Source organism: Nocardia sp. CY41 (genome assembly GCF_009829325.1).
In the GTDB taxonomy this organism is placed as follows: Bacteria; Actinomycetota; Actinomycetes; order Mycobacteriales; family Mycobacteriaceae; genus Nocardia.
Genome location: NZ_VUOS01000015.1, coordinates 195412 through 222355 on the forward strand (window position 1 = coordinate 195412; position 26944 = coordinate 222355).

A 26944-nucleotide genomic window follows, 5' to 3' on the forward strand; every position below is an offset into this window, starting at 1 on the left:
GCGGGAACAGGGTGCCGGTCAGCGCGTGCCGTGACCTTGGCAGGCCGTCAGCGCGCTGTTCTTGGTGGCGTTGAACCGGTCGATCGCCGCGTTGAGCGTGTCGGTGTCGGCGCGGCGGGCCAGCGTGTCGGCCAGGGCGTTGGTGTCGTCGCGGTAGGCGCGCAGCGGGGTGGCGATCGCGGACGGCACGTCTCTGGTCACGTTCTGGTCGACCGAGCGCGCATTATTGCGCAGCGTCGAGACAGCGGTGTCCGCTTTGCCGTTGGTCTCCGGATCTGCGCGCCCTTTGGTGTTGCTGGCATCGATGTAGTCGTTGAATGCCCGTACCGAGCTGCCGTTCGCGGCCAGGAAGGCGTCGCAGGCCGAGCCGGTCGCGCGTTCGACGGCGGCGGCCCGGGACGACGAGGCGGCGGCCGAGGAGGAGGTCACCTCGGAGGCGTACGCCGCGAGGTCGGTCCGATTCACCTCCGCCGTACCGGAGACTTGCTGTGCGCAGGCGCCGATGAGCAGCACGCCCGCCGTGATGGCCATCGCGGTCGCCTGCAGGCCCGCGCGTTCGAGTCGTCGCATGATCGGTCCCTCACTCCCCTCGGACGTCCGGCCGGGACGGATGGACGGAGCCGGACGATCCGACCGTACGTTGTGCGGACGGGACACGCGCGCCCGCGCCGATATCGATGGTCAACCGATATCGGCGCGGTGACCGGCTCAGCTCTGGCCGAGCATGATCCGCATCTGCTCGATCTCGACCCGCTGGGCGGCGATGATCGCCTGGGCGAGCCCCTTGGCCTCGGCGTTCCGGCCGTCGGCCAGCTCCGTTTCGGCCATGGCGATCGCGCCCTGGTGGTGATCGATCATCATGGTCAGCCACTGACGGTCGAAATCCGGACCGGATGCCGCCCGCAGCGCCGCCATCTGTTCGGCGGACATCATGCCCGGCATGCTGGGCATGCCGTGGCCGCCGTGTCCCTCGCTCGTGGTGGGCGCGGGTTTGCCGAAGCTCTGCAACAGGGCGGTGATCTGCTGCATCTCCGGGGCCTGTGCTTGCTCGACCTGCGTCGCGAGTGCCCGCAACTGCTGGTTGTCGGTGTGGCTCGGCACCAGTTGCGCCATCTCGACGGCCTGGGCGTGATGCGGATACATCATTTGCAGGAATGTCACGTCGGCGTCGTTGTAGTCGGTGCGCGCTGACGTGCTCGGGCCGGCCGAGGTGGTTGTCGAGGTGCCGTGCTCGGTGGTGTGCCCGGTCTCGGCGTCGCCGCATCCGGCGAGACTCACCGCGGCGACCGCGGCGAGGACGAGGACCGAGCGGGTACGGGTGATGAACATGGGTGCTCCTTGTCAAGGGCGAAGTTCGGAAGGACGGAGTCGACGAGGCCGCGACCGTGGTTCGGACACACGGCCGCGGCGGACCTGTCAGATCCGCAGAATCGCCAGTTCGGCCAAGGTGAGCACGGTCCAGGGCGGTGGTCGTTCCCGCCGTGCCCGCCAGTGCCGCGGCCGTGCCGCACCGGCGCCGGGGCGATCGACCGCCATCCGGTACAGCAGTACCAACGCGGCCAGCGCGAGCAAGGCGACCAGGATGAAGACACAGCCGTGCAGCGTGCCGTGGCCCCCGTCGCACCCGCCGCCTGCGCAATGGGCGAGCTTCGTCGTGACGAGGGCTGGTGCGGTTCCGCTGTGTGCTGCGGGGGCTGCGAGTGCTCGCGGGGTTCCGGTCCGCGATGCGGTGGCGGCGAGCGCTCGCCCGACTTCGGCGTGTGCTGCCTTGTCTACGATGGCTCGCCCGGCGAAGAAATCGTCGGGCGCGGTCACCGGCGTATGCGCCGAGCGGAGGAGATCACCGTCCGCGACGCGGGCGGGGTCCTGCGACCGAAGTCGATCGTGGCCGCTCGCAGCGCTGTCCGGGCGTGGCGATGTCGAATGGTGCGAGCTGGTCGCTTCCTGACCGGTGACGTGACGAGGAGCGGCAGTCCGTCCAGGGCTGTCGGGCGCTGCCGCGAAGGCGAGCTTCGCGGCGACGTGCGCACCGGCGATGTGGGCGTGTTCCGAGGCTCCGAAGACCACCGAATGCATGGCGACGACTCCGAGCAGGAGCGTCAGCAGCCCGACCAGCCGGGGCGGCCCGGCGGCGCGGAGTCTGCGGTGATCGACCACGGGTACCGAGTCTAGCCGGTATTACCGGGGTCATACCCGTTGGCGGTACCGGTATCTACGGGCTCGCGATGTCCACGACCAGCCGGGTCGGGTCGGCCAGCGCCGTGACGGTGAAGGCGGGCCGGTCGGCCTGCACGCCGATGAACGACTGCGTGACACCCTCGTACACCGTGGTCCGATAGACACCGGCGATGCCGGGGACCTCCGGATTCACCGCCGGGTCGGGGCCCGCGTACGGTGTCACGCCACTGTCGAACGGATAGGCGGAGCCGAGGATCCGCACTTCCAGGATCGACCGGCCCGCCACGTCCACGGGATTGCCGCTGGCGTCCTGCACGGCGCGGTCGGTGTACCGGACGACCCAGCCGGGTGTGCCGACGCCGCCGAGTTCGTAGACCACGCGATCGAAACCGGCCTGACGCCCCAGGCGGACGTCGGTCACCGTGAGCGCCGCGTCACCGGAGGGCTTGCCCTGCTTCGGCGCGGCATCGCCGGGGACCGGGGCCTGCGCCGCCGCGGCCGACGTCCGGGTCGTCGAGGCGACCGGGAGGCCCGGCCCCGCCCCGCCGTCACCGCAGCCCGTGAGCAGTGCCGTCGCGGCCGCGGCCAGGAACACCATCCTGTTGCGCATGGGCAGATGCTACTCAGCGCAACGCGTGGGATGGCGTAACCGGAGCGCGTTGCGGCTGATTCGCCCGTCGCTTTCATCCGAGACGTGAGGGCGCACGTACGCCGCGCACGCGCTTGCCCTTTCGGACGCGGTCGGCAAGCGGTCGACTCGTCCCCGTGCGACTGTTGCTCGAAGCACCGGCGAAAAGGCCTGTCGCGCGGCGGTTCAGCGCGCAAGCCGCGATGCCGGGACCATGGCGGCATCAATTGGCCGGGGTGGGCGCGGTCTTGCGGCAACGATCTAGCACACTTGAGGTGTGGGAGATGTCGAGGACGTACTGAGCCGGCTGCGGCGGTATCCGGACGTGGAGGCGCTGAACCTCTACGCGGTGGACGCCGCCGATCGGCTGATCCTCGACGTCGCGGCCGACGCCCTGTCGACCGCCGATAGCGGGAAAGTAGCCGTTATCGGCGACGCCTATGGTGCGCTGACCCTCGGCGCCATCGCGGGGCATGATCTGCGCGACGTCAGGGTGCATCAAGACCTGCTCACGGGCGAACTCGCCCTCGCCAACAACGCTCGTGCGGCGGGACTGTCGGATCGCTACACGGCGCATCCCCTCGGTCCGGAGTTGCTGCGTGATGCCCGGGTGGTCCTGCTCCGCCTGCCCCGGGTACTCGCCGGGCTGGCCGAGGTCGCCGACGCCATCGCCCGCTACGCGGATCCGGCGGTCGAGGTGTACGCGGGCGGGCGCGACAAATATCTGACCAAGTCGATGAACGAGGTTCTCGCGCAGTCGTTCTCCGAGGTGCGCGCCAGCCGTGGCAGGCAGAAGTCGCGGACGCTGCTGGTCACCGGTCCGAAACCCGTGGCCGAACAGGCGTTTCCGGTCCGCGAGCGGCTGGACGAGCTCGGTTTCGAGGTGGTCGCGCACGGGGCGGCCTTCTCCGGCGCGCGCCTGGACATCGGCACCAGGTTCCTGCTCGAGCACCTGCGACTGATGAAGCCGGACGCGCGCGATGCCATCGATCTCGGCTGCGGCACCGGCATCCTGGCCGTCGCGTTGGCGACGGTGCGGCCGGGCATCAAGGTGATCGCCACCGATCAATCCGCCGCGGCGGTCGCGTCGGCGCGAGCCACCACCGAGGCGAACGGGGTCGCCGATCGGGTGTGCGTAGTACGCGACGACGCCATGTCGTCGGCCGCGGACAACAGCGCCGACCTCGTGCTGTGCAATCCGCCCTTCCACGTCGGCGCGGCCGTGCACACGGGATCGGCGATCAAGATGTTCGCCGAGACCGGGCGGGTGCTGCGCCCGGGTGGTGAGCTGTGGACGGTGTACAACTCACATCTGAACTATCGGGCCGTGGTCGAGCGGATGGTGGGCCGGACCGAGGTCATGGGCCGCAACCGGAAATTCACCGTGACTCGTTCGGTGCGTGGCTTGCACGACCCGCGGCAGCGGTAGAGTCCGAATTGTCCGGCTCCGCGAGACTCCCCCGGGAACTCGGGACGGATGACAAACGTTGGACAGGGCAGTTGGATATCGAGGGAACGAACTCGATGAACAGCGGCAACGACTCCAGAAAGGGACGCCGTTCATGCGTACCACGAGCAATCCGGTTTTCAGGAACCTGCCCAGGCAGGAGGGCGGTGGATACGCCAACTTCGGTTCCGGCGTGACCTCCGCGGGACAGTTCGGCAACCAGTACGGCCAGTACCCGCAGCAGCACGGCCAGTACCCACAGCCCTACCAGCAGGCTCCTCCCACCACGCGGTCGATGACCATCGACGACGTGGTGACCAAGACGGGCATCACCCTGGCGGTGCTGGCTCTGTCCGCGATCGTCTCCTACGGCCTCACCAACGCGAACACCTCGCTCGCGCCGCTGTTCGTGATCGTCGGCGGCCTGGTCGGCCTGGTGCTGGTGCTGATCGCGACCTTCGCGAACAAGATGGACAACCCGGTGCTCGTGTTGTCCTACGCCGTCGCAGAGGGCTTGTTCCTCGGTGCGCTGTCGTTCATGTTCACCAACGTCGAGTTCGGCGGGGTCGGCGGTAGCGCGCTGATCGGCCAGGCGGTGCTCGGCACCTTCGGTGTCTTCGCGGGCATGCTGGTGGTCTACAAGACCGGCGCCATCCGGGTGACGCCGCGCTTCACCAGGATCATCGTCGGCGCCATGATCGGCATCCTGGTGCTGATGCTGGGCAACCTGGTCGCGAGCTTCTTCATCGACGGCGGCCTCGGCCTGCGCGACGGCGGCCCGCTGGCGATCGTGTTCAGTCTGGTGGTCATCGCCATCGCCGCGTTCAGCTTCCTGCTCGACTTCGACGCCGCCGATCAGCTGATCCGGGCGCAGGCCCCGGAGCGGGCGGCCTGGGGCGTCGCCCTCGGTCTCACCGTCACCCTGGTCTGGCTGTACGTCGAGATCCTGCGGTTGCTGAGCTACTTCCAGAACGACTAGTCATAGCGAGACGGGCGGTCGCCGGATGATCCGGCGCCCGCCCGTCTCCGTCTACGGATCAGCTCAGGCGTTCGATGACCATCGCCATGCCCTGGCCGCCGCCGACGCACATCGTCTCCAGACCGAACTGCTTGTCGTGGGTCTGCAGGTTGTTGATCAGAGTGGTGGTGATCCGGGCGCCGGTCATGCCGAACGGGTGGCCCAGCGCGATCGCGCCGCCGGAGACGTTCAGCTTGTCCTCGTCGATCTTCAGCTCCCGCGCCGAACCGAGCACCTGCACCGCGAACGCCTCGTTGATCTCGACCAGATCGATGTCGTCGATGGTCTTGCCCGCCAGCGCCAGCGCGCGCTTACACGCCTCGATCGGGCCCAGGCCCATGATCTCCGGCGACAGACCGGACACACCGGTGGACACGATCCGCGCCAGCGGCGTCAGCCCGAGTTCTTTTGCCTTGGTGTCGCTCATGATCACCAGCGCGGCCGCGCCGTCGTTGAGCGGGCAGCAGTTGCCCGCGGTGACGGTGCCGTCCGGGCGGAACACCGGCTTCAGCGCCGAGACCGCCTCGTAGGTGACCCCGGCGCGGGGGCCGTCGTCCTTGCTGACCACGGTGCCGTCCGGCAGCGTCACCGGGGTGATCTCCCGCTCGAAGAAGCCGCTGGAGATCGCCTCCTCGGCGCGGTTCTGCGAGCGCACGCCCCAGCGGTCCTGGTCCTCGCGGGTGATGCCGGTGGAGGTCGCCACGTTCTCGGCGGTCTGCCCCATCGCGATATAGACATCCGGGATCAGGCCGTCCTCGCGCGGGTCGTGCCAGATGCCCGCGCCGCCCTCGGCGGTCTTCGCGGTGCGCGCCTGCGCCTCGGCGAACAGCGGGTTCTGCGTGTTCGGCCAGCTGTCGGCCGAGCCGTTCACATACCGCGACACGGTCTCCACACCCGCGGAGATGAACACCTCGCCCTCGCCGGCCTTGATCGCGTGGAAGGCCATCCGGGTGGACTGCAGCGACGAAGCGCAGTAGCGATGCACGGTGGTGCCGGGCACGAAGTCGTAGCCCAGCTGGACGGCGACGACGCGGGCGATGTTGAAGCCCTGCTCACCGCCCGGCGAGCCGCAGCCCAGGATCAGGTCGTCGATCTGGGCGGGGTCCAGGGCAGGCACCTTGTCGAGCGCTGCCCGCACAATCTGCGTGGTCAGATCGTCGGGCCGCATATCGACCAGCGAACCCTTACGGGCCCGGCCGATCGGAGAGCGTGCGGTCGAAACGATGACGGCCTCAGGCATGAGGACTCCTTGGGTCGGACGGTTCTGGCGAACCGGAGTTGTTACTCGCCGGTTCGTACCGAATCTACGTCGCGCCGCCGAGTACCGGAAGCGCCTGTCCCGCCCAGTGCCCCCAGCAACACCGGGAGCAACTGCGCGGCGGCCAGTTCGTAGCCGGCGGCCGAGGGGTGGAATCCGTCCGCGGAGAACAGAAGCTCTGGTGCGGCGCGGAACTCGGGCGCGAGCAGGTAGCCCATGCGCACCGGGTGCCCGCCCGCGACCGTCGTCGCGACGTGCTGCGCCTTCGCCAACCGCACGCTCCAGTTCTGCACGACGGTCCGCAGCGGCTGGGGAATGGCCGCCACCGTGCCGAGATTCGGGCAGGTGCCGACCACCACCACCGCGTCGGCGCGGCGCAGCCGGGCTACCGCGGCGGCCAGCCTGCGCGCCGAGGCGCGGATCGAGTGCTTCTTGGTGACGTCGTTCGCGCCGACGAGGATGACCGCGGCATCCGGCGGCGGGCCCGCGACGAACATCGCGTCGACCTGGCCGGCCAGGCCCTTGGACGTGGCGCCGGAGATCGCTTTGGTGCTCAGGCGGATCCGCTGTCCGGTCGCCTCGGCGAGGCCCCGCGCCAGGCGCACGCCCGGCACCTCGTCGGCCACCGTGCAGCCGAGGCCGGCCGCGGTGGAGTCGCCGAAGATCATCAGGTGCAGGTCGGCGTGCTTGCCGGTGCGCCAGGGCTCGGGCTCCGTGCAACCCGCGGTGTAGATGCCGTCGGCCTCCGGCGGCTTCGAGGTGTCCCGGCCGATCATTCCGCGCGCGACGCCCGCCTGCGCCATGAGCAGGCGGTAGGTCGCCCACCACGCGGTGCCCGCCCCGGAACCGGCGAGCATGGCCGCCGCACCGGTGATCGCCGCGGCGCGCCGGCGAGATCGAGGTGCGCTCACGGCAGCGATTTTACGAAATCCCGCCGGGACGACGAGTGCCGACGAATCGGCGCTCGTCGTCCCGGCGGCCCTGCTCGCCGGTGGGGCGGTTCGGGTTCCCCGGACAGGTCAGCGGTCGTGGCCCGCGTGGGGCGAAGCGGCGCGTCGGCCGGTATCGGACTGTGAACGGCGCGAGGCGCGAAACGGGCCGTATCCGAGCGTCGGTGCGTGAGTTGGCAGCCGTTCGCCTAGCGGTGGAGCACGGCCGCCGACGCCGGAGGGGTCGTCCCGATCCGGCTCCGCCGTCGGCGCGGCGTGGAGTTATCACCCGTGCGTGACCGAGTCTCCGGCTCCGGGCCGACGTCAGCACAGGACCACGGGGTGCCCGCTCGGTGCAGCTGTCACGGTGGGTGCCGAGTCCGTGGACCGACTGACCTCAGCCAGGGACCACGAAGCTGCCGCGAGCGGGGATGCTCGCCGCGTCGGTGGAGACGGTGACCTCCACCAGCCCCGGGCCGGTGTCCTGGAACAGCGCGTACTGGATGCTGCCGTAGATGCCGGTGACCACGACGTTGTCGTAGCTACCCGTCGCGCCGGTGCTGACGTTGCGCCACGCCACGGTGGTGCGGACCTCGCACAGGGGCGCCAAGGGATAGATGCCGGGCCCGATGCCGCTGACGGGTAGCGCCCGGACGTTCAGGATGGCGCGCCCCGGCCATTCGGGACCGGTGTCGGCCCAGGTGCGGATGCTGGTCCAGCACAGACCACCGCGCGCGAGCGTGGGCACTTGCGGGAATTCGACGGTCGCCGCCTCCGCGTGCGCGCCGGATCCGACCACCAGGGCCACCGCGGATCCGGCCAGAATCGTTGCGGCGCGGGCGATGTTCGGCTGCCTCATGGCAGCGATCCTAAGGCCGCGGGCGGCGGTTCGCCGGTAGTCCGCGCCCGCTGCACGTGGCGTGCGCGAACTCACAGTTAGTGCGTCTGCAACTATGGGGTCCATGCGCATCGCGGATCATGTCGTGGATCTCATCGGCAACACGCCGCTGGTCCGGTTGAACTCGGTCGTCGGACCGAACGCGGGACTGGTCGCGGCCAAGGTCGAATACCTGAACCCGGGCGGCAGCTCGAAGGACCGGATCGCGGTGAAGATGATCGATGCCGCCGAGCAGTCCGGGAAGCTGCGCCCCGGCGGCACCATCGTCGAGCCCACCTCGGGCAACACCGGCGTCGGCCTCGCCCTGGTCGCGCAGCAGCGCGGCTACAACTGCGTGTTCGTCTGCCCCGACAAGGTCAGCGAGGACAAGCGCAACGTGCTGCGCGCCTACGGCGCCGAGGTCGTGGTCTGCCCGACCGCGGTGCCGCCGGATCACCCGGACAGCTACTACAGCGTTTCCGACCGCCTGGTGCGGGAGATCGACGGCGCGTGGAAGCCCGACCAGTACTCCAACCCCGGCGGTCCGGCCAGCCACTACGAGACCACCGGCCCGGAGATCTGGCGCGACACCGACGGCAAGGTCACCCACTTCGTGGCGGGCGTCGGCACCGGCGGCACCATCACCGGCACCGGCCGATACCTCAAGGAGGTCTCCGGCGGGAAGGTCCAGATCATCGGCGCCGACCCGGAGGGATCGGTGTACTCCGGCGGCACCGGGCGGCCCTACCTGGTCGAGGGCGTCGGCGAGGATTTCTGGCCGTCCGCCTACGACCCCGCCGTTCCGGACGAGATCATCGCGGTCTCCGACGCGGATTCCTTCGATATGACCCGCAGGCTGGCCCGCGAGGAGGGCCTGCTGGTCGGCGGTTCCTGCGGCATGGCCGTCGTCGCCGCCGTCGAGGTGGCGCGGCGCGATCCCGACGCGGTGGTCGTGGTGCTGCTGCCCGACGGCGGCCGCGGCTACCTGTCGAAGATCTTCAACGACGAGTGGATGAGCTCCTACGGCTTCTTGCGCGAGCGGCTGGACGGCACAGCCGAACCGCTCGTGGGCGACGTGCTGCGGGGCAAGTCCGGCGAGCTGCCTGACCTGGTGCACACGCACCCGTCGGAGACGCTGCGCGACGCGATCGAGATCCTGCGCGAATACGGCGTGTCGCAGATGCCCGTGGTCGGCGCCGAGCCGCCGGTCATGGCGGGCGAGGTCGCGGGCAGCGTGTCCGAACGCGATCTGCTGTCGGCGGTCTTCGAGGGCCGGGCGCACCTGACCGACTCGGTGGCCCAGCACATGAGCCCGTCGTTCCCGCTGATCGGTTCGGGCGAGCCCATCTCCGCCGCGACGAAGGCGCTGTCGGACACCGACGCGCTGATGGTCGTCGAGGACGGCAAACCCGTCGGCGTGATCACCCGCCACGACCTGCTCGGCTTCCTCAGCACGGGCAGCATCGGGAAGTAGCCGGACATCGATTTCCGGAGCCGGCTCGCCGCACCGTGTCGAGCGGCGAGTGCGGCGTGGCCTATGCCGGGCGCCTGCCGCGCACCGTCTCGCGCACGCCGCCGGTGACCAGGTCGGTCCATTCGTCGGCCAGCAGGGCCAGCCGGTACCAGGCGGCGTGCACCCGGGCGTCGGACACCTTGTCGGCGGTGTGCAGCAGGTGGCTGGCGTGGACGTGGGCGGCGGCCATGCGGTCGACCGTGGCGCCGACGGATTCGGCGCGCAGGTGCTCCGTCGCCCGTTTCCTGGGCAGCTGGTCGATCACCCACGCGTCGATAGCGGCCACGAGTTCGGCTCGGCGGCAATCTATTCCGGCTGCGGCCAGCGGGTCCAGATGACGCCTTCGGTGCAGCGCCGCCAGGGTCCCGGCCCACCCGAGCAGCGGGTGGTCATCTTCCGGCTCGCCCCGATGACCACCGAAGGCGGCCACCAGTTCGCGCTGGTCCGGCAGCGGCCGGGCGCCGCCGTGCGAGCGGCGGGGCAGATTGTCACGCACGAACATGGCCGGCTCCCAGCGCATCCGGAACCGTACGCAGCGCGCGAGGGTCTATCGTCGGCGTGTGCATCTTTGCACCTCCAGTGGTGTGACGGTGGAGGCATCGCCCCAATGCCCGGTTCCCCCAATATCATCCGCGTGCCCCTTGGCCTGGCGGTGACACTCATATGGCATGTGAATGACAAGAGGTAACAATCCTCTACCCGCCCCCGCGCCGAGTCGTGTGAGGAGGTTTCCGTCGATCGACCCCGCGCGCATGGCTCCCGCGAATCCCGCTGGACAACAGGCGGATTCGGGAGAGAACCGGCTCAGCCGGGAAGCAGGCGGTGCGACATGGCGAAGACTGCGGCGCCCGCCCGGGTGTGCTGGCCGGTCTTGGCACGCAGTTCGGAGAGGTGGTGTGCGACAGTGCGTTCCGGCAGGAGCAGTTCGGCGGCGATCTCCCGGCCGCAGTGGCCACGAGCCGACCGGCGCAGCACGGCGATCTCGATTTCCGAGAGGTCGTGGCCTACGGGGCCGGTGCGGTCCTCGGCGGCCGCGATGACGGCGGCGCAGGCCGCACCGTCGAGTCGGCCCGCGGCGACTTCGGCCCCGAGGTGGGCGGCGGCTTCCGCGAGGCGTGCGGCCGGACGATAGGGCCGCGCTTCGGTACAGGCCGCGAAAACGTCCGCCGCCGCGAGTAATCGCGCCCCGGGCGGGGTATCCCGCATGCCTCGGGGATAGCCGCTGCCGTCGAGGCGTTCGTGGTTCGCTGCGGCGAGATCGGCCAGATTCGCCAGGCCGGGGCAGCGGCGCAGAATGCGCTCGGTCCAGTAGCTGCGCAACCGAACACGTTTCCAGTCCTGCGGACCGAGCGGGCCGCCGCGGTCCCAGACCGCGCTGGACACCGCGGCGCGGCCCAGGTCGTGCAGCAGGGCGGCGGCGCGCAGTGCCGCCCGATCGTCGGCGGGCAGGCCCATTCCGGCCGCCGCGGCGTCGGCCAATCCGGCCATGTGCGCCGAGTGGCCCAGCAGGTAGCGGCCTTTCAAGTCGACGACCATCGCCAGCGCCAGGCCGGGGCGCTCGAGTTCGGCGGCCGGAAGTGTCGACGGCGTTCCTGGTTCCGCGGCGAGGACGGCGGCGAGCAGGTCGGGGACGTCGAGCATCGCCCGGATGGCGTCGGCATCGCAGGCGGCCACCAGGTCGGGGTCGAGGTGCCCGCCGGCTCGTCGCCGCAACTCCTCGACGACGTCCGGCCGCCTCGCCATGAGGCCAACGGCGGGACGTGCCCGGCCGTGCTCGGCGGCCTTGCCCATCGATTCGCTGTCGCGCGGGGCGCTCTGCGCTGGGACGGTCGCGGGTTCCATACCGGCCGTATCGAGCGCGAGTACCACCTGTTCGGCGACGTGCAGGATTCGGCCCGGGAGCGAGATGGCCTCCCCGCGCAGTCGGTTGGGCGCGCCGAGCCCGTCCCAGCGTTCCTCCACTTCGGTCAGCGCGCGAACGGCGGCATGCGGCAGGCCCAGCCGCGGCCCGAGCGCCCGGACGATCTCGCCCGAGGACCGCAGCGCCTGCGGCGGCGCGGTCTGCGACTGCGCGACGAACCGATTGCGCAGCGCCGATTGGGCGGCAGGCGCCCAACTGCCGAATCGGCGCAGTTGGGCGGTGAAGACGGCGGGATCACCCGGGTCCAGCACATGGCACGCGCGCTGGAAAGCGATGTCGTCGGCGTACCACTGCGCGTTCTCCGAGGCACGGGCGGTACACCCGAGGTCGGCGAGCAGTGCGGCGTGGAAGACCGCGCGGCGCTCGGCGTCCGGCAGCCCGATCCGCTCGGCGAGGCCGGTGGCGACCAGACAGGTGGCCAGCCCCTTCTCGAACGGCATCCCCGTGGCGAGATCGGTGGTCAGCGACAGTGCCGCGAAAACTTCGGCGGCGCGGATCGACGACATGCACCGACAGTAGTGTCCGTCCGTTGCTCGCGCAGGCCCGAATCGGTTCTGCGCGACCAGGATCCGCGCCCTGATCAGACGAGCGTCCGATCGGCTGCCGGGCAGTCGTCCGGCTCCGGCAGGGCATATTCGGCGGGATGCGGCCGGGGGCCGGGATTCGGCAATTCCTCAGCACCGTTTGTGCCCCTAGCCGGTTCCTCGTCATCCGTCGACGGTCGGATCGCCGCCACGATCGTGTCCCAGGGCGGTCGGCGATCGTCCCGCCCGCGCCTGGTTGCCGGTACGGGCCGCCCGGCCCGCCGCAAGGCGATCGAGCCGACCGGCTCGAGGCCGATCAGCCGAGCTGAGGCAGGGGCGCGGTGCCGATGCCGGTGGTGCGACGCCGACCACGAACGGCATCGCACGGCAGGTCGCTACGACGGGCTTATCAATACCGCCTGCCCGTCGAGAAGGGCAGCGAACCTCCGGTGCTCCCGACGGCTGACCGGCCTGGGGGTGAAAGGTTAGGTCAGCGGAAAGCGTTCGCGTCGGTCAAAGCCCGCCCGAGCACCAGCTGGTGCACCTCCGCCGTGCCTTCGTAGGTGAGCACCGACTCCAGATTGTTCGCGTGGCGCAGCACCGGGTAGTCGAGCGTGATGCCGTTGGCGCCGAGAATCGTTCGGCACTCGCGGGCGATGGCGATGGCTTCTCGCGTGCTGTTCAGCTTCCCCGCGCTCACCTGCTCCGGTGTGACCACGCCGCGGTCCTTCAGCCGTCCGATGTGCAGCGCGAGCAGTTGACCTTTGCCGAATTCCAGCGCCATGTCGGCCAGCTTGGCCTGGGTGAGCTGGTAGGCGGCCAGCGGCTTGTCGAACACCTCGCGCGTTCTGGCGTACTCGATGGTGGCCGCCAGGCATTCGCGCGCCGCGCCCAGCGCGCCGAAGACGATGCCGAAACGCGCCTCGCTCAGGCACGCCAGTGGCGCGGCCAGTCCCCGCGAACCCGGCAGCACCGCGTCGGCGGGCAGGCGAACGTCGTCGAAGCCCAGCTCCGCGGTCACCGAGGCGCGCAGCGACAGCTTGCGGTGCATCTCCCGCGCGGTGAACCCGGGGGTCCCGGCGGGCACCAGGAACCCGCGGATCACCTGCCTGCCCTCGTCCTCGGTCTGCGCCCAGACCACCGCCACGTCGCTCACCGACCCGTTGGTGATCCACATCTTCGAGCCGTTGAGCACCCAATCGGCGCCGTCGCGCTTCGCCCGGGTGCGCATGCCGCCCGGGTTCGAGCCGAAGTCCGGTTCGGTCAACCCGAAGCAGCCGATCGCGCGCCCAGCGGCGAGTTCCGGCAGCCAGCGCTGCTTCTGGTCCTCCGAGCCGAATTTGTGGATCGCGGTCATCGCGAGCGAACCCTGGACCGAGATCATGCTGCGGATGCCGGAGTCCACCGCCTCCAGTTCCTGGCAGGCCAGGCCGTACGCGGTCGCCGACATGCCCGCGCAGCCGTAGCCCTCCAGATGCATGCCGAGCAGCCCGAGCTCGCCGAGTTCGGGGGCGAGTTCGCGGGCCGGGAAGGTGCCCGCCTCGAACCACTCGGCGACGTGCGGGCGCAACCGCCGAGCCGCGAAGGCCGCGACGGTGTCCCGGATCTCGCGCTCGTCCTCGGACAGCAACGCATCGGTGGCGAACAGTTCTTCCACGGTGACCATGGGCTCAGCCTAGAGGGGCCGGTTCGGCTGAGAGCGAACTCACGCACGAGGTGCGATCGCATAATTTCCGGGGGAGGCGCGAAATGCGCGTAAATCGATCGAATCGGGAGCCGGGATCCCGCCGTGCCGACTCGGCTGTGGAGATTTGCCCGATTCCCCTGCGCGCACCGCCGCGATATGCCCGCACCGGGAAGTTGCCCTGGAATCGCCCCGATTAGGCTGGCCCTCATGAGCGAGCTGGGATTCTCCACACGGGCCGTGCACGCCGGGTATGAACCCGATCCGCAGACCGGCGCGGTGAATGTGCCCATCTACGCGAGTTCGACGTTCGCCCAGGACGGCGTGGGCGGGTTGCGCGGCGGTTTCGAGTACGCGCGCACCGGCAACCCGACGCGGTCGGTCCTGGAGGCGAACCTCGCCGCGCTGGAATCGGGCCGCTACGGCCGGGCGTTCGCGTCCGGCATGGCCGCGACCGACTGTGCGCTGCGCGCCACGCTGCGACCGGGCGACCACATCGTGATCCCCGACGACGCCTACGGCGGCACCTTCCGGCTGATCGACAAGGTCTTCAGTCAGTGGGGTATCGAGCATTCGCCCGCGCACGTGTTCAACGTGGACGAGATGCGCGCCGCGATCCGGCCGAACACCAAGCTGGTCTGGATCGAGACCCCGACCAACCCGTTGCTGAGCATCGGCGACATCCCGGCGCTGGCCGACGTCGCGCACGCGGCGGGCGCGAAGCTCGTCGTGGACAACACCTTCGCGACCCCCTACCTGCAGCAGCCTCTGCGGCTCGGCGCGGACATCGTGGTGCACTCGACCACCAAGTACCTCGGCGGCCACTCCGACGTCATCGGCGGCGCGCTGATCACCAACGATCCGGAACTCGATGCGGCGTTCGCGTTCCTGCAGAACGGTGCGGGCGCGGTGCCGGGTCCGTTCGACGCGTTCCTCACGCTGCGTGGCATAAAGACCCTGGCCCTGCGGATGGACCGGCACTGCGACAACGCCGAGACCGTCGCGGAGTTCCTGTCCGGGCACCCCTCGATCTCCCAGGTGATCTACCCCGGCCTGCCGGAGCACCCGGGCCATGCGGTCGCGGCCGAGCAGATGCGGCGTTTCGGCGGGATGATCTCGGTGCGCCTGGGCGGCGACGTGGAGGCGGCGCGCAAGTTCTGCGCGCGGACCGAGGTGTTCACCCTCGCCGAATCCCTGGGCGGTATCGAGTCGCTGATCGAGCATCCGGCCGCGATGACGCACGCCTCCACCGAGGGATCCGAGCTGGAGGTGCCGGCGGATCTGGTGCGGCTGTCGGTCGGGATCGAGGATGTCAGCGACCTGCTCGCGGACATCGAGCAGGCGTTGAGCTAGGTTCACGGACATGAGGAAGCGGCCGCACCCGATGATCGGGCGCGGCCGCTCGTGTCCGCGGGGGTGTCGGCCGGCCCTGGCGGCGCGGCCCGGAGCATCAGCTGTGGTAGGGCTCGGCGCTGATCAGCGTGACCTTCATCGTATTGCCGTTCGGCAGTGTGTACTCCCTGGTCTCGCCCACTTTGGCATCGATGAGCGCGCCACCGAGCGGGGAGTTCGGCGAGTAGGTCTCCAGCTTGGAATCGTTGAGGCCCTCCTCGCGCGTGGCGATCAGGAAGGTCTCGGTGTCCGTCTCGTCGCCGTCGTAGTAGACCTTGACGACCGACCCGGGAAGCGCGACGCCGGACTTGGTCGGTGCGACGCCGACCTTGGCGTTGTTCAGCAGCTCCTGCAGCTGGCGAATGCGCGCCTCCTGCTGACCCTGCTCCTCGCGAGCGGCGTGGTATCCGCCGTTCTCCTTGAGGTCGCCCTCTTCCCGGCGTTCGTTGATCTCGGCGGCGATGACCGGACGATTGGCGATGAGCGCGTCGAGTTCGCTCTTGAGCCTGTCGTGCGACTCCGGGGTCAGCCAGGTCACTTGCGTCTCAGTCATCTCGATCACTCCCTAGTAGTTGTTCCCGGCAGGCCGGGATTCCCTGAGCACCGGCGTGCGCCCACCCGGAGGTGGGCACGCACCAGTCGACGGCTAGAGCGATCCTGGGAAGTTCATCGAACCCCGACAGGCCCTGGTCGCGGGCAAGCTCGCAAGCCCGAACCGTCAGCGCTGGCCGCCAATGCAGCAAACACGGCTCCGAGCCCCGGAACCGTGTATCACGCCATTTTAGCATGATTCACAAATGTGCTGGTCGGAGTTGATTTCCTGGGCAGGTCGCCGGTGGATGCGCGGAAATCAGCCAACCCGTAGGTAGGCGGGTACCCGATCGCTGCACGCGTACACACTGCCCGACGCGGGCCGCGCTGACGAGCGCACGACGGTGGTCAGTTCGACCGTCCCGCTGCTCGACGGTTCGATGAGCACCTCACGACGACCGAGTTCGGAGCCGTCGCGCGCCATCGCGCGGACGAAACACACCACGGGCCGCTCCGGATCGGCCCTGGTCACCTTGAGCCGGATCGTCATGGTCGAGTCGTCGACGACGACGTAGCCGAGCTGCTCTGCCTCGATGTCCTCCGGGCCGTACTTCTGATACCCGAGGTAGGCCACGCCGAGCCCGGCGAGCACCACCAACACACCGAGCACCGGCACGACCCAGCGGCGCGGCTTACGTGGCCGCGTGCCGTACCGGTCGGCCAGGGGACCGCTCGAGGGCGCCGCCGCGGCTTCGGCGTCGCCGCCGCTCTCCGGCGCGGGCTGGCTCATGGTGGTCGCTCCCGGGGGGTACGTCGGAACAAATGTGGGTCGAATGGAACTATAGGTAACGAAGCCCCGACACCCGCGACCGAGAGCGACGGAGAACGAGACGTGAGTGGCCTTCGCCTCATGGCGGTGCACGCCCACCCAGACGACGAATCCAGCAAGGGTGCCGCGACGACCGCCCGTTACGCCGACGAAGGACACGACGTCCTCGTCGTGACGCTGACCGGCGGAGAGCGCGGAAGCATCCTGAACCCGGCCATGGACACCCCCGGCGTCCTGGAGCGCATCCACGAGATCCGCCGCGAGGAGATGGCCGCGGCGGCCCGTGCGCTCGGCGTGCGCCAGCACTGGCTCGGTTTCGTCGACTCGGGACTGCCGGAGGGCGACCCGCTGCCGCCGCTGCCGGAGGGCAGCTTCGCGCTGGTGCCGCTGGAGGAGGCCACCGAGGCCCTGGTTCGCGTGGTGCGCGAGTTCAAGCCGCACGTGATGACCACTTACGACGAGACCGGCGGCTACCCACACCCCGACCACATCCGCTGCCACGAGGTGTCGATGGCGGCGTTCGAGGCGGCGGGGGACCCCGAGCGCTTCCCGGACGCGGGCGAGCCGTGGACGCCGCTCAAGCTGTATTACGACCACGGCTTCAGCATGAAGCGGATGGAGATCTTCGCCGCGGAGTACGAGCGTCTCGGTGAACCGTTCCCGCTGCAGGAATGGCTGGACCGGATGCGCAAGTACGCCGCCGAGCGCGGTGACATGTTCGCCCGGATCACCACCCAGATCGACTGCGCCAAGTACTTCCCGCAGCGCGACGACGCCTTGCGCGCCCACGCGACGCAGATCGACCCGAACGGCGCGTTCTTCGCCATTCCGATGGAGATGCAGCAGCGGTTGTGGCCGACCGAGGAGTTCGAGCTGGCCAAGACCCGGGTGCGCACGGAGCTGCCGGAGACCGACCTGTTCGCGGGCATCGAGGACGAGCGGTCGTGACGCTGGTCCTGCTCGCCCAGACGCCCGGCACGCCGACCGGGCCCGAGTTCGGCAAGGCGTCGCCGCTCGGTCTGGTCATCGTCCTGCTCCTGCTGGCGGGCACGTTCCTGCTGATTCGATCGATGAACCGGCACATCAAGGCGCTGCCCGCGACCTTCGAGCCCGAACATCCAGAGCCGGACCAGGAGGCCGACGAAGGGACCGAGCACGGCATCACGCGCCGGGCCGAGGAGCCGAAAGGCGCCGACCCCGAAGGGCGCGCCGAATCCGGCTGACGGGGCGAGAAAGCCCTTCTGACGTGCTTTTTGTTACCTTTTCGCCCGCTCTTTCGTCAAAGCGGTAGTCGCGGCACGACCACGGCTCGTCCTTCCGGACAGCCGCCCCGGACTCGTTGCTCGCGTCTCCTATCGACCGCTGACAGTCAGGAAAGAGCGATGACATTCGACGAACTGCGCGCTGCGCTGCCCGGCCGTGTGCTGGTGGCCGGTGACGAGGGATTCGACGATGCGGCCCGGCCGTGGACGACGACAGTCGCGCAGCCGGTGGCCGCCGTGGTGCACGCCGGCGATGCGGCTGACATCGCGATCGTGGTGCGGTACGCGGGTGGCGCAGGCGTACCGGTGGTCACCCAGCCGACCGGGCACGGCGCCTCCGGCGGGGTGCCGGACGCGATTCTGCTCCGCACCGGCCGATTGGACGGCATCGAGATCGATCCCGAGCGCCGAGTGGCGCGCGTCGGCGCCGGGGTGGCGTGGGGCCGGGTGCAGGCCGCCGCTGCCCGGCACGGGTTGACGGGCCTGGCGGGCAGCAACCCGGTCGTCGGCGTGGCCGGATACACCCTCGGCGGCGGCATGAGCTGGTTCGGCCGCAAGCACGGCTGGGCCGGCGACGCGGTGCGCGCGTTCGAGGTCGTCGACGCCGCGGGCGCCCGCCGCCGGGTCACGGCCGGGGACGATCCGGATCTGTTCTGGGCGCTGCGCGGCGGCGGTGGCGATTTCGCCGTGGTGACGGCGCTGGAGTTCGATCTGTTTCCCGCGCCGGAATTGTTCGGCGGCCGCATGCTGTGGCCCGAAACCCGGATCCGTGCGGTGTTCGACGTCTTCCAGGAGATCACCGCCGATGCGCCCGACGAGCTGAGCGTATGGTTCCAGCGCCTGCAGATCCCGGACGCGCCGCCGATGGTCGGCATCGACGCCGTCTACCTCGGCGACCCGGATTCAGGACGCGCGCTGCTCGCGCGGCTGGATGCCATCGGTGCGCCGATCCTCGACAAGCGCGGCGTTTTCGGGCCCGCCGATATCGGCGCCGTCACCGGCGAACCCACGACGCCGAGCCCGTCGCTCTCACGCGCCGAACAGCTGACCGAACTCGGCGATGCCGTGGTCAAGACGCTGATCGACGAACCGGTCGCGCCGCTGGCGAACGTGCAGATCCGCCACCTGGGCGGCGCGCTGGCCGAGACCAGGCCGGACGGGGGCGCCCGTGGCCCGATCACGCAGCCGTACCTGCTCTACTGCCTTGGGCTCGGGTTGGCGCACCTCGCCGACGCGGTCCACGCGCGGCGCACCGCCATCGTCGACGCGTTGAGCGCGCAGATCAGCGGCGGAAAGCCGTACACCTTCCTCACGCCCGGTGAGACGGCCGCCGCCGCGTTCGATTCCGCGACGCTGGCCCGGCTGCGTGAGATCAAGCGCGCCCGGGACCCGCGCGGCGTCATCCGGGCGAACTACCCGATACTCGGGTAGGCCATGAGACGGAACGGCCGACGCGGCTCGTTTCCCGCAGCGCCGTGCTCACGAGGGCCGCGTCGGTCAGGCCGCCGACGGGCGCCGTGCTCCGGTAGACCCATGGAGCCGAGACCGGAGCACGGTCTCGGCTCCGCCGCCGTTCAGAACGGCCAGTCGGCGTCGCGGCCCGCCTCCAGCAGCGGGATCATCCGGAACGCGGCGTCGGTCAGGCCGCCGAAGGTGTGCCGGTACGGTGCGCCGCCGGGGGCGTGCCCGTAGCGGTATCCCGCCAGGTTCCAGGTGTAGAGCGGTACCCGGCCGGGCAGCGCGCGGCCGACGTCGCCGTCGTGCGCCTGCTCGTCGGTCAGGATGACGACCCGGTCGTGACCCGCGTAGTGCTCACGCACCGCGCCCGCCGTGTCGGTGCCCCAGCCGAGGAAGTAACCCTCCTCGCGCCACCGCCGCACCGCCGCGAGCACCGGCTCGGCGCGCCGCTGCGGAAAGACCAGGCTGGCGGGCCGAGCCTGGCCCTTCCAGCTGCCGCCGGGGCTGGAGTACGACACGACGTCCGCCTGCGCGCAGCGCCGGGCGAGCGCGAGGCCGAACAGTGCCGCGGCGTCCCAGCGCGCCAGCGAGCCGTCCTTGGCGAACCCGGCCTGCATCGAGCCCGAGGTGTCCACCAGCACCAGCGTGCGCCCGGGCAGCGCGGGCACGGCCGCGAGCGAATGACCGAGCGCCTGCTCGAGCGCGTGACCCCAGCGCAGCGACGGCGCGGCCCGGTACGCCGAAAGGAACCGCATCGGCAGCTGCCGCGAGCGCGCCACCTGGTGCGGGTCGGCGAGCTCGGCGGCCACCTCCGCGGCGACGGCGTCGCTCACCCCGGCCTGGTCGAAGTTGCGCAGGTTACGCAGCTTGGCCATGTAGCCCATGGTCGGGATCAATGCCTCCCAGACCGGCGCGTCCATCGGACCCTGCAGCCAGCCTGCGACCGCCTCCCAGGTCATGCCCGCCGCGCGCAGCGTGGCACGGGCTCGCTCGGGGTCGTCGAACAGCGCGCGGCGGTGCTCGAGTGGACGTGCCATCAGCTCCGCACGGGCACGCAGCACCGCCAAGGTGGCGGTCAGGTCGGTCTCGCGTCCGTATCGCCGATCCAGCGCGTGTGCGAACAACGCTCCCTGCCAGGGCTTGTCGGCCGCGGGGGCGGGATGGGTGAGCTGCAGCACGTCGGCGAAGCGGAACGCGCGCGCCGTGCTGTCCCACTTGAGCACAGCGCGCTCGTCGTACAGACGGCGTACAGCGTCGGCGATGCCGCGCTTGACCGGCTTGGGCACCGCGCGCCCGTGCACCGAGGTCCAGTACGCGAGCAGTTCCCCCGGCTCGTCGGCGCGCTGCAGCACCGAGTCGATCACCTGCCGCGACATTCCCGGCGCGTCCGCCTCCAGCCGCGCCTTGGCGAACTCGGCCGCGCCGACGAGCGCGGCACTGCGCATGTTCGCCTCGGTGCGCAGCCAGCGCAGGAAGCGGGCGGTCCACTCCGGGTCGGCAAGCGTCGTCCGGCGCACCAGCGCGGCGTAGCGATCGTCGCGCTGACCGGCGGACTCGTAGAAGGTGTGCTCGCCGACCATGTTCGTGACGGCCAGCAGGAACAGCTCGCTCTGCGGCGTGCGCGCGTATCCGGCGCCGCCTTCGAAGGTGCGGCCGGTCGGACGGGTCTCGCTGGTGACCGGTGAAGTCGCGCCGGGGCGCGCCAGGTTGAACTTGCTCATGGATTCCCCCAGTTGTGCACGGGGACAAGCGCGGACGCCGCGCGGCCCGAGCGAAATCCTGCGCCGCGCACCGATCAACGCAGGCACGGTCTGCCTGGGTGTGGAAGCCGCCGCGGAGGCGCACCGGGCCGGTGCGCGCGATGCCCCCCGAGATGGTTGTTCGTCGACGGCGATTCCCCGGGGTTTGTGGTGGAGAAGTAGCCGTCGACTTCGCACCGGGAGGTGCGATGGAATTGTGGCGCACCCGGTTTCATCCGGGTGCTCCGAAACTGTAGCGAGAAGAATCCGCCTGCCGCACCTTATTTTCGCGGGCGTCCGAGAAAATGCGGCGACGGCCTGCTCGCCGTATCGAGCGACCGAAATGGATTCGGCAGGAATCGAACCCGAAGTAACCGTTGCCTGCGCACCGGACGCGCCGCGACATCGTGCGTGTGAACCGGCCCGAGATCGTGGATGGACCACGGACAATGCCCTCCGTGCTCGCCGTTACACTACCGCCACGGGGGCGGTCCGGAATCGAACCGGATCTTTCGGGTCCGAAGTAACCGTGGTTCGCGCACTGGGCCGGTTCGCGTGCGTGAGTCGCGTTGTAGTGCACCCGAGATCGAATTCGGCCACGGAACGTACCGCTCTGCCGTTGAGCTACCGGACCGTGGGGGTCCGGGCGGGACTCGAACCCGCAACCTGTCCATTAGAAGTGGAAGTATCCGTTGCCTGCGCACCGGGTGCTGCACCGAGGATAGCGAGGCCGTCCGGTCCCGCGCATCTCCTTTTTCCGCCGCGGTCACCAGAAGCACACCGCCGGCAACTATTTCGGCGCAAGGTGGAGTTCGCATTGCCGCGCGCTTGTCGGTGTCCTGTGTTACCAATTCAGCCAAACCGCTCGACCGGAGGATGCTCATGGACAACGTGATCGGACAGATCGACCGCGCACTCGATGCGACCGGAGCGATCGTCGCCGCCGTGGGAGGAGCGGGTCTGGCAGCGCCCACGCCGTGCCGGGATTGGGATGTCCGCACCGTGCTCAACCACACCGTGGGTGGGATGCACATCTTCGCGGCGGCCCTGAGCGGCACGGACGCGGGCGCCGAACACGAGTCCGACTGGCTCGGCGGTGATCCGCAGGGCGCCTACGCCGCGGCGGCGGAGGTCGACCGCGCCGCCTGGCATCGGCCCGACGCGCTCGACGGCACGGTGGGTATCTCGCTCGGGGACCTGCCCGGCCCCGCGGCGGCGCTGGTCCATCTCACCGAGGTTCTCGTGCACGGTGTCGACATCGCGGTGGCCATCGATCGGCCGGATCTGGCCGACGACCAACTGTGTGGCGAACTGCTCGCCACCATGCACGCCATGGGCGGCATCGATTCTTTCCGCGCGCCCGGCATTTTCGGGCCCGAGATCGCCGTCGCCGACGACGAACCGGCACACCGCCGGTTGTTGGCCTATGTCGGACGCGAAGTGCTGGCCCGGACGGCATAGTCGGCGGAACCAGCCGAAAACGGCGCGGGGTGAGACGGCGTAATCCGCCCTGCTGCCGGGAATTCCGCCGAACGCCGCATTCGGAGAACGCGCGGGGGAGCGGCCGAACAGGCGTCGCCGCTCCCACCCGGCACGATGGGCGTCCGAGATCAGGACGGCGACGGAATACCGGCTCGACGAATCGAGCCCAACGGGCCCGAAGGCCCTGCCTTTGGATAGCTCTGCCAATTGAGCTACCGGATCGCTCGCAACCCGGACGGGGTTCGAACCCGCAACCCATCCACTGAAACAGAAGTAACCGTTGCCTGCGCACCGGACGCGGATAGGACTGTAGCTCGTTGATCGAAAGGCCGCCAATTCTTTTGGACCCTCGGTGGCAAACCCTCCTTCCGCGTCGGCCCAGCGGGCGTGGATGCTCGGGAGGGATATGACCGGACTGTCAGCGCGTGAATGCGGCGGCGTGTTCGGCGGCCCAGGCGGTGAAATCGAGGGCGGGGCGGCCGAGTAGTTCGCCGACGGTGTCGGTGGTGGGACCCGGGACGCGGGCATAATCGGACAGTGAACCGAGCAGTCGGTCCGGGACCTCTTCGGGCAGGCCCTGTGCCGTCATCCCGGCGCGCACCTGTTCCGGAGTGAGCTCGAGGAACGACAGGTCGCGGCCGGTGGCCTCGCCCAGAATGCGGACCTTGTCGTATTGGGTCAGCGACTCCGGGCCGGTGAGCAGGTAGCGGCGGCCCTCGTGGCCGTCCTCGGTCAGTGCGCGGACCGCGACGGCGGCGATATCGCTCTCGTGAATCGGCGAGGTGGCGGCCTTGCCGTACGCGCCGCGTACCACGTCCCCGGTCCGCAATTGCGGTACCCAGGCCAACGTGTTGGCGTCGAAGTCTGCGCAGCGCAGCGACGTCCACGCCAGGCCCGATGCTTCGGCGGCGGACTCCAGCGCCAGGAAACCGGCCATGAACCGTGGCTCCCCGGCGGGGTATTCGACCGTCGACGCCGAGATCACCACCACGCGCCGCACTCCGTGATCGGATGCCGCGGAGAGTATGTCCGATGCCGAGGCGGTGACGGCACGGGAACTCAGCAGCACCCCCTCGACGCCGTCCCAGATCTAGGCGGGAATCCTCGGTATCGCGGGATCTGCCTGCAGCACAACGGTTCCCGGCGGCATCTGCGCCCGTCCGGCGTCCCGGGTCACGGCGGTGACGGCCGTGCCGGTCGCACGGAGTTGCGCGATCACTTCCCGGCCGACCGTACCGGTGGCTCCGATGATGACGTACATAGTCGACCTTCCTTCTTCCCTGGTGAGCGCCCATCCGGATCTGCTGAACACCGTAAGATATGTAAGTCATATTATTTAGTTTGAGTCGGAGATGATATGGATTCCGTAGAAAATGGGAGTGACGTGCGCCACCGGCGACGTCTGACCACCCGCATCAAGGGTTCGCTGCGCGATGTGCGCAGCCAATTGGCGCTGCTCAATCGTCAGGTCGGCACCCGCCTCGAACTCAGGGACGTCGACTTCGACTGCCTGGACCTGATCAACAGCCATGGCCCGATCAGCCCGAGCGCCTTGGCGAAACAGGCCGGTCTTCATCCCGCGACGCTCACCGGCATCCTGGACCGACTCGAAGGTGCGGGCTGGATCGTGCGCGAACGCGCCACCGGCGACCGCCGCGCGGTGCTCGTCCGGTCCCTCCCGGAGCGGCTCGGCGAGGTTTACGACCTGCTGTCCGGAATGAATGCGGCCGTCGATGACCTGTGCGCCGACTACACCCCCGACCAACTGGAACTGTTGGCCGATTTCCTCGCTCGGGTCACCACTGCCGGCCGCGCGGCCACCGACGACCTCGTAGCGGGGTGAACTCGTCGAGGCGTTGATGTGGTGTTCGTGTTGTCGTGTGACTCGACCCGGGCAGCGCATGGGCCGTGTCGTGTGCTCGCCGGATGTGGAAGGCTGGCGGTATGAACCAGTTGGTCGGTGCGACATCGCCTTATCTGCGTCAGCACGCCGACAATCCGGTCGATTGGCGGCAGTGGGATGCCGACGCGCTCGCGGAGGCGGCCGCCCGGGACGTGCCGATTCTGCTCTCGGTCGGGTACGCGTCCTGTCACTGGTGTCATGTGATGGCGCACGAGTCGTTCGAGGACCCGGCGACGGCCCAGCAGATGAACGACAACTTCGTCTGCGTGAAGGTCGATCGGGAGGAGCGACCGGACCTGGACGCCGTCTACATGAACGCCACGGTCGCCATGACGGGGCAGGGCGGGTGGCCGATGACCTGCTTTTTGACACCAGACGGTGAACCGTTCTACTGCGGCACCTACTACCCGAAGCTGCCGCGCGGCGGCATGCCGTCGTTCACCCAGCTGCTCACCGCGATCACCGAGACCTGGCGCACCCGGCGCGACGAGGTGAACCAGGCATCCGCGCAGGTGGCGGCGGCGCTGCGGGACCAGGCCGGCGGACTGCCCGACGCGGACCTGACGATCAACCCGGAGTTGCTCGCCCACGCCGTCGCCGCCGTGCTGCGTGACGAGGACGCCGAGCACGGCGGCTTCGGCGGCGCCCCGAAGTTCCCGCCGTCGGCGCTGCTGGAGGGCTTGCTGCGGCACTGGGAGCGGACCGGTGAACCGGCGGTGTTCGAGGTGGTGGCCCGCACCGCGGAGGCGATGGCGCGCGGCGGCATCTACGACCAGCTGCGCGGCGGATTCGCGCGGTATTCGGTCGACGCCGCGTGGCTGGTGCCGCATTTCGAGAAGATGCTCTACGACAACGCACAGCTGCTGCGCGCTTATGCCCACTTGGCCCGGCGCAGCACATCGGTGCTTCCCGAGTCGTTGTCGCACCGGGTCACCCGGGAGGTCGTGCGGTTCCTGCTCGACGACCTGGGCACCGTGGAGGGCGGCTTCGCCTCCGCGCTGGACGCCGACACGCACTTGGAGCCCGGCAAGCCCGGCGTCGAAGGCGCGACGTACGTGTGGACGCCCGCCGAACTGGCCGGTGCGCTCGGTCCGATCGAGGGGGCATGGGCGGCCGAATTCTTCGGCGTCTCCACGGCGGGGAACTTCGAACAGGGCACCTCGGTGCTGACCAGGTACACCGAGCCCGCCACGGCGGAGGACGCCGCGCGTTTGGACCGTGTCCGCGCGGGGTTGATCGCCGCGCGCGACCGCCGCCCACAGCCGGACCGGGACGACAAAGTGGTGACCGCCTGGAACGGCATGGCGATCACCGCGCTCGCCGAGGCCGCGGCGGCGCTGGACGCGCCGGAGTGGACCGCCGCCGCCGTCCGGTGCGCGCGCTTCCTGCTGACCGAGCACGTTGTGGACGGGCGGTTGCGACGCGCCTCGCTCGGCGGCGTCGCCGGTGCCGCGCCCGGCATCCTGGAGGACCACGCCTGGCTGGTCACCGGGCTGCTCGCGCTGCACCAGGCCACCGGCGAACTGGGCTGGCTGGAAGACGCGCAACGCTTGCTGGACATCGCGATCGAGCACTTCGCCGACCCGGACCAGCCGGGCGGCTGGTTCGACACCGCCGACGACGCCGAAACCCTCGTCGCCCGTCCCCGCGATCCGATCGACGGCGCCACACCCGCGGGCGCCTCCGCCCTGGCCGAAGCGCTGCTCACCGCCGCGGCCGCGAGCGAACCCACCCGGGCCGTCCGCTACCGCGAACTCGCCGATCGCACCCTCGAGCGCGGCGCGATCGTGCTGGCCCGTGCGCCTCGTTCGGCGGGGCAGTGGCTCACCGTCGCCGAGGCGGCACTCCGCGGTCCGCTGCAGGTCGCCATCGCCACCACCGAGCCGGCCGCACACTCGACCGAATTGCTCGCCGCGGCTCGGGCGGCCGCCCCGGGTGGTTCGGTCGTCCTCGCCGCCGCCCCGAACGCCGTCCCCCTGCTGGCCGACCGGCCGCTTGTTCGCGACGCAGCCGCCGCCTACGTCTGCCGCGGCTCCGTCTGCGACCTTCCGGTCTCCACCCCGGACCAGCTCCGGGCGGCACTGCAACAGAACTAGCCGACACCGGGCGATCCGCCGCCACGGGCTCCCCACCCACCATTGGCCCGTGGAATGTCGTCGGTGCGGTGGGCATGGTGCTGCGGCCCGGCCGAACTCCGCGGTAGGCCCCACCCCACCATCCGTCCGTGCCGCCGTGCCGCCGTGCCGCCGTGCCGCCGTGCCGCCGTGCCGCCGTGCCGCCGTGCCGCCGTGCCGCCGTGCCGCCGTGCCGCCGTGCCGCCGTGCCGCCGTGCCGCCGTGCCGCCGTGCCGCCGTGCCGCCGTGCCGCCGTG

General features: G+C 70.1%; 23 protein-coding genes and 2 pseudogenes. 10 read left to right on the forward strand and 15 right to left on the reverse strand.

Annotated elements, in window-relative coordinates:
- Positions 1–18 precede the first annotated feature (18 nt).
- The 4 genes from GVY64_RS18650 to GVY64_RS18665 all read right to left on the reverse strand — a co-directional run bounded on the left by GVY64_RS18650 (position 19) and on the right by GVY64_RS18665 (position 2788).
- Positions 19–570, reverse strand: coding sequence for a hypothetical protein (locus GVY64_RS18650; protein ID WP_159843083.1), 552 nt, complete (start codon positions 568–570; stop codon positions 19–21).
- Positions 571–708: 138 nt separating this feature from the next.
- Positions 709–1329, reverse strand: coding sequence for a DUF305 domain-containing protein (locus GVY64_RS18655; protein ID WP_159843085.1), 621 nt, complete (start codon positions 1327–1329; stop codon positions 709–711).
- Positions 1330–1416: 87 nt separating this feature from the next.
- Positions 1417–2157 (reverse strand): hypothetical protein, encoded by a 741-nt coding sequence (locus GVY64_RS18660; RefSeq protein ID WP_159843087.1) that lies wholly within the window; start codon positions 2155–2157, stop codon positions 1417–1419.
- 55 nt (positions 2158–2212) lie between these two features.
- Positions 2213–2788, reverse strand: coding sequence for an AMIN-like domain-containing (lipo)protein (locus GVY64_RS18665; protein ID WP_236566949.1), 576 nt, complete (start codon positions 2786–2788; stop codon positions 2213–2215).
- Between the two features lie 295 nt (positions 2789–3083).
- Between GVY64_RS18665 and GVY64_RS18670 the strand changes: the two genes are divergently transcribed.
- A complete protein-coding gene (locus GVY64_RS18670; protein WP_159843089.1) occupies positions 3084–4235 on the forward strand; it encodes a class I SAM-dependent methyltransferase in 1152 nt (383 codons plus the stop codon).
- Positions 4236–4368: 133 nt separating this feature from the next.
- The gene (locus tag GVY64_RS18675) at positions 4369–5232 is read left to right on the forward strand and encodes a Bax inhibitor-1/YccA family protein (RefSeq protein WP_159843091.1); all 864 of its coding nucleotides are present in this window, start codon (positions 4369–4371) and stop codon (positions 5230–5232) included.
- A 58-nt stretch (positions 5233–5290) separates the two neighbouring features.
- Here GVY64_RS18675 and GVY64_RS18680 read toward each other — a convergent pair whose 3' ends face one another.
- The 3 genes from GVY64_RS18680 to GVY64_RS18690 all read right to left on the reverse strand — a co-directional run bounded on the left by GVY64_RS18680 (position 5291) and on the right by GVY64_RS18690 (position 8317).
- A complete protein-coding gene (locus tag GVY64_RS18680) occupies positions 5291–6511 on the reverse strand; it encodes an acetyl-CoA C-acetyltransferase (protein WP_159843093.1) in 1221 nt (406 codons plus the stop codon).
- 41 nt (positions 6512–6552) lie between these two features.
- Positions 6553–7386, reverse strand: a complete 834-nt coding sequence (locus GVY64_RS18685) for an SGNH/GDSL hydrolase family protein (protein WP_159843167.1) — start codon at positions 7384–7386, stop codon at positions 6553–6555.
- A gap of 469 nt (positions 7387–7855) precedes the next feature.
- Positions 7856–8317 (reverse strand): hypothetical protein, encoded by a 462-nt coding sequence (locus GVY64_RS18690; protein ID WP_159843095.1) that lies wholly within the window; start codon positions 8315–8317, stop codon positions 7856–7858.
- A gap of 103 nt (positions 8318–8420) precedes the next feature.
- Here GVY64_RS18690 and GVY64_RS18695 point away from each other — a divergent pair, with 103 nt between their 5' ends.
- Positions 8421–9809, forward strand: a complete 1389-nt coding sequence (locus tag GVY64_RS18695; protein ID WP_063021560.1) for a cystathionine beta-synthase — start codon at positions 8421–8423, stop codon at positions 9807–9809.
- Between the two features lie 61 nt (positions 9810–9870).
- On the opposite strand, the gene GVY64_RS18700 is transcribed toward GVY64_RS18695, so the two are convergent.
- From GVY64_RS18700 to GVY64_RS18710, 3 genes are all read right to left on the reverse strand, one after another.
- Positions 9871–10350: a DUF4254 domain-containing protein gene (locus tag GVY64_RS18700; RefSeq protein ID WP_159843097.1), complete on the reverse strand. Its 480-nt coding sequence runs from the start codon at positions 10348–10350 to the stop codon at positions 9871–9873.
- Between the two features lie 302 nt (positions 10351–10652).
- Positions 10653–12275, reverse strand: a complete 1623-nt coding sequence (locus tag GVY64_RS18705; protein ID WP_159843099.1) for an HD domain-containing phosphohydrolase — start codon at positions 12273–12275, stop codon at positions 10653–10655.
- Between the two features lie 508 nt (positions 12276–12783).
- Positions 12784–13959 carry an acyl-CoA dehydrogenase family protein gene (locus tag GVY64_RS18710; RefSeq protein WP_159843102.1) on the reverse strand — a complete coding sequence of 392 codons (1176 nt, stop codon included), beginning with the start codon at positions 13957–13959 and terminating at the stop codon, positions 12784–12786.
- Positions 13960–14187: 228 nt separating this feature from the next.
- Between GVY64_RS18710 and GVY64_RS18715 the strand changes: the two genes are divergently transcribed.
- A complete protein-coding gene (locus GVY64_RS18715; RefSeq protein ID WP_159843104.1) occupies positions 14188–15330 on the forward strand; it encodes a cystathionine gamma-synthase in 1143 nt (380 codons plus the stop codon).
- A gap of 97 nt (positions 15331–15427) precedes the next feature.
- On the opposite strand, the gene greA is transcribed toward GVY64_RS18715, so the two are convergent.
- Positions 15428–15922 carry a transcription elongation factor GreA gene (greA, locus tag GVY64_RS18720; RefSeq protein WP_043731660.1) on the reverse strand — a complete coding sequence of 165 codons (495 nt, stop codon included), beginning with the start codon at positions 15920–15922 and terminating at the stop codon, positions 15428–15430.
- Positions 15923–16219: 297 nt separating this feature from the next.
- A complete protein-coding gene (locus GVY64_RS18725) occupies positions 16220–16690 on the reverse strand; it encodes a DUF4307 domain-containing protein (RefSeq protein WP_159843106.1) in 471 nt (156 codons plus the stop codon).
- 102 nt (positions 16691–16792) lie between these two features.
- Here GVY64_RS18725 and mca point away from each other — a divergent pair, with 102 nt between their 5' ends.
- The 3 genes from mca to GVY64_RS18740 all read left to right on the forward strand — a co-directional run bounded on the left by mca (position 16793) and on the right by GVY64_RS18740 (position 19422).
- Complete coding sequence (mca, locus tag GVY64_RS18730) at positions 16793–17677, forward strand: mycothiol conjugate amidase Mca (protein ID WP_236566950.1); 885 nt, start codon at positions 16793–16795, stop codon at positions 17675–17677.
- Positions 17674–17952: a hypothetical protein gene (locus GVY64_RS18735; protein ID WP_159843108.1), complete on the forward strand. Its 279-nt coding sequence runs from the start codon at positions 17674–17676 to the stop codon at positions 17950–17952. Before mca ends, GVY64_RS18735 begins: the two co-directional genes overlap by 4 nt.
- Before the next feature lie 159 nt (positions 17953–18111).
- Complete coding sequence (locus GVY64_RS18740; RefSeq protein ID WP_159843110.1) at positions 18112–19422, forward strand: FAD-binding oxidoreductase; 1311 nt, start codon at positions 18112–18114, stop codon at positions 19420–19422.
- Between the two features lie 143 nt (positions 19423–19565).
- Here GVY64_RS18740 and GVY64_RS18745 read toward each other — a convergent pair whose 3' ends face one another.
- The gene (locus GVY64_RS18745) at positions 19566–21170 is read right to left on the reverse strand and encodes a TROVE domain-containing protein (protein WP_159843112.1); all 1605 of its coding nucleotides are present in this window, start codon (positions 21168–21170) and stop codon (positions 19566–19568) included.
- A 900-nt stretch (positions 21171–22070) separates the two neighbouring features.
- On the opposite strand from GVY64_RS18745, the gene GVY64_RS18750 reads away from it, so the two are divergent.
- Entirely contained in the window at positions 22071–22649 is a 579-nt protein-coding gene (locus GVY64_RS18750; RefSeq protein WP_159843114.1) for a TIGR03086 family metal-binding protein, read from the forward strand.
- Between the two features lie 439 nt (positions 22650–23088).
- Here the strand turns inward: GVY64_RS18750 and GVY64_RS18755 are convergent.
- A pseudogene (locus GVY64_RS18755) lies at positions 23089–23931 on the reverse strand (NAD(P)H-binding protein).
- A gap of 96 nt (positions 23932–24027) precedes the next feature.
- On the opposite strand from GVY64_RS18755, the gene GVY64_RS18760 reads away from it, so the two are divergent.
- Both GVY64_RS18760 and GVY64_RS18765 read left to right on the forward strand, forming a co-directional pair.
- Positions 24028–24513, forward strand: a complete 486-nt coding sequence (locus GVY64_RS18760; RefSeq protein ID WP_159843116.1) for a MarR family transcriptional regulator — start codon at positions 24028–24030, stop codon at positions 24511–24513.
- Between the two features lie 101 nt (positions 24514–24614).
- A complete protein-coding gene (locus tag GVY64_RS18765; RefSeq protein WP_201298063.1) occupies positions 24615–26669 on the forward strand; it encodes a thioredoxin domain-containing protein in 2055 nt (684 codons plus the stop codon).
- On the opposite strand, the pseudogene GVY64_RS37885 reads toward GVY64_RS18765, so the two are convergent.
- Positions 26666–26944: pseudogene (locus GVY64_RS37885) on the reverse strand (hypothetical protein); the annotation flags it as partial. The gene GVY64_RS18765 and the pseudogene GVY64_RS37885 sit on opposite strands and share 4 nt — an antisense overlap.

Bases quoted from the DNA above. Each gene is read 5' to 3' on its own strand.
- GVY64_RS18650 (WP_159843083.1), bottom strand. From the start codon at position 570: ATGCGACGACTCGAACGCGCGGGCCTGCAGGCGACCGCGATGGCCATC.
- GVY64_RS18655 (WP_159843085.1), bottom strand. From the start codon at position 1,329: ATGTTCATCACCCGTACCCGCTCGGTCCTCGTCCTCGCCGCGGTCGCC.
- GVY64_RS18665 (WP_236566949.1), bottom strand. From the start codon at position 2,788: ATGCGCAACAGGATGGTGTTCCTGGCCGCGGCCGCGACGGCACTGCTC.
- GVY64_RS18675 (WP_159843091.1), top strand. From the start codon at position 4,369: ATGCGTACCACGAGCAATCCGGTTTTCAGGAACCTGCCCAGGCAGGAG.
- GVY64_RS18680 (WP_159843093.1), bottom strand. From the start codon at position 6,511: ATGCCTGAGGCCGTCATCGTTTCGACCGCACGCTCTCCGATCGGCCGG.
- GVY64_RS18685 (WP_159843167.1), bottom strand. From the start codon at position 7,386: ATGCTCGCCGGTTCCGGGGCGGGCACCGCGTGGTGGGCGACCTACCGC.
- GVY64_RS18690 (WP_159843095.1), bottom strand. From the start codon at position 8,317: ATGAGGCAGCCGAACATCGCCCGCGCCGCAACGATTCTGGCCGGATCC.
- GVY64_RS18695 (WP_063021560.1), top strand. From the start codon at position 8,421: ATGCGCATCGCGGATCATGTCGTGGATCTCATCGGCAACACGCCGCTG.
- GVY64_RS18700 (WP_159843097.1), bottom strand. From the start codon at position 10,350: ATGTTCGTGCGTGACAATCTGCCCCGCCGCTCGCACGGCGGCGCCCGG.
- GVY64_RS18705 (WP_159843099.1), bottom strand. From the start codon at position 12,275: ATGTCGTCGATCCGCGCCGCCGAAGTTTTCGCGGCACTGTCGCTGACC.
- GVY64_RS18710 (WP_159843102.1), bottom strand. From the start codon at position 13,959: ATGGTCACCGTGGAAGAACTGTTCGCCACCGATGCGTTGCTGTCCGAG.
- GVY64_RS18715 (WP_159843104.1), top strand. From the start codon at position 14,188: ATGAGCGAGCTGGGATTCTCCACACGGGCCGTGCACGCCGGGTATGAA.
- greA (WP_043731660.1), bottom strand. From the start codon at position 15,922: ATGACTGAGACGCAAGTGACCTGGCTGACCCCGGAGTCGCACGACAGG.
- GVY64_RS18725 (WP_159843106.1), bottom strand. From the start codon at position 16,690: ATGAGCCAGCCCGCGCCGGAGAGCGGCGGCGACGCCGAAGCCGCGGCG.
- GVY64_RS18740 (WP_159843110.1), top strand. From the start codon at position 18,112: ATGACATTCGACGAACTGCGCGCTGCGCTGCCCGGCCGTGTGCTGGTG.
- GVY64_RS18745 (WP_159843112.1), bottom strand. From the start codon at position 21,170: ATGAGCAAGTTCAACCTGGCGCGCCCCGGCGCGACTTCACCGGTCACC.
- GVY64_RS18750 (WP_159843114.1), top strand. From the start codon at position 22,071: ATGGACAACGTGATCGGACAGATCGACCGCGCACTCGATGCGACCGGA.
- GVY64_RS18760 (WP_159843116.1), top strand. From the start codon at position 24,028: ATGGATTCCGTAGAAAATGGGAGTGACGTGCGCCACCGGCGACGTCTG.
- GVY64_RS18765 (WP_201298063.1), top strand. From the start codon at position 24,615: ATGAACCAGTTGGTCGGTGCGACATCGCCTTATCTGCGTCAGCACGCC.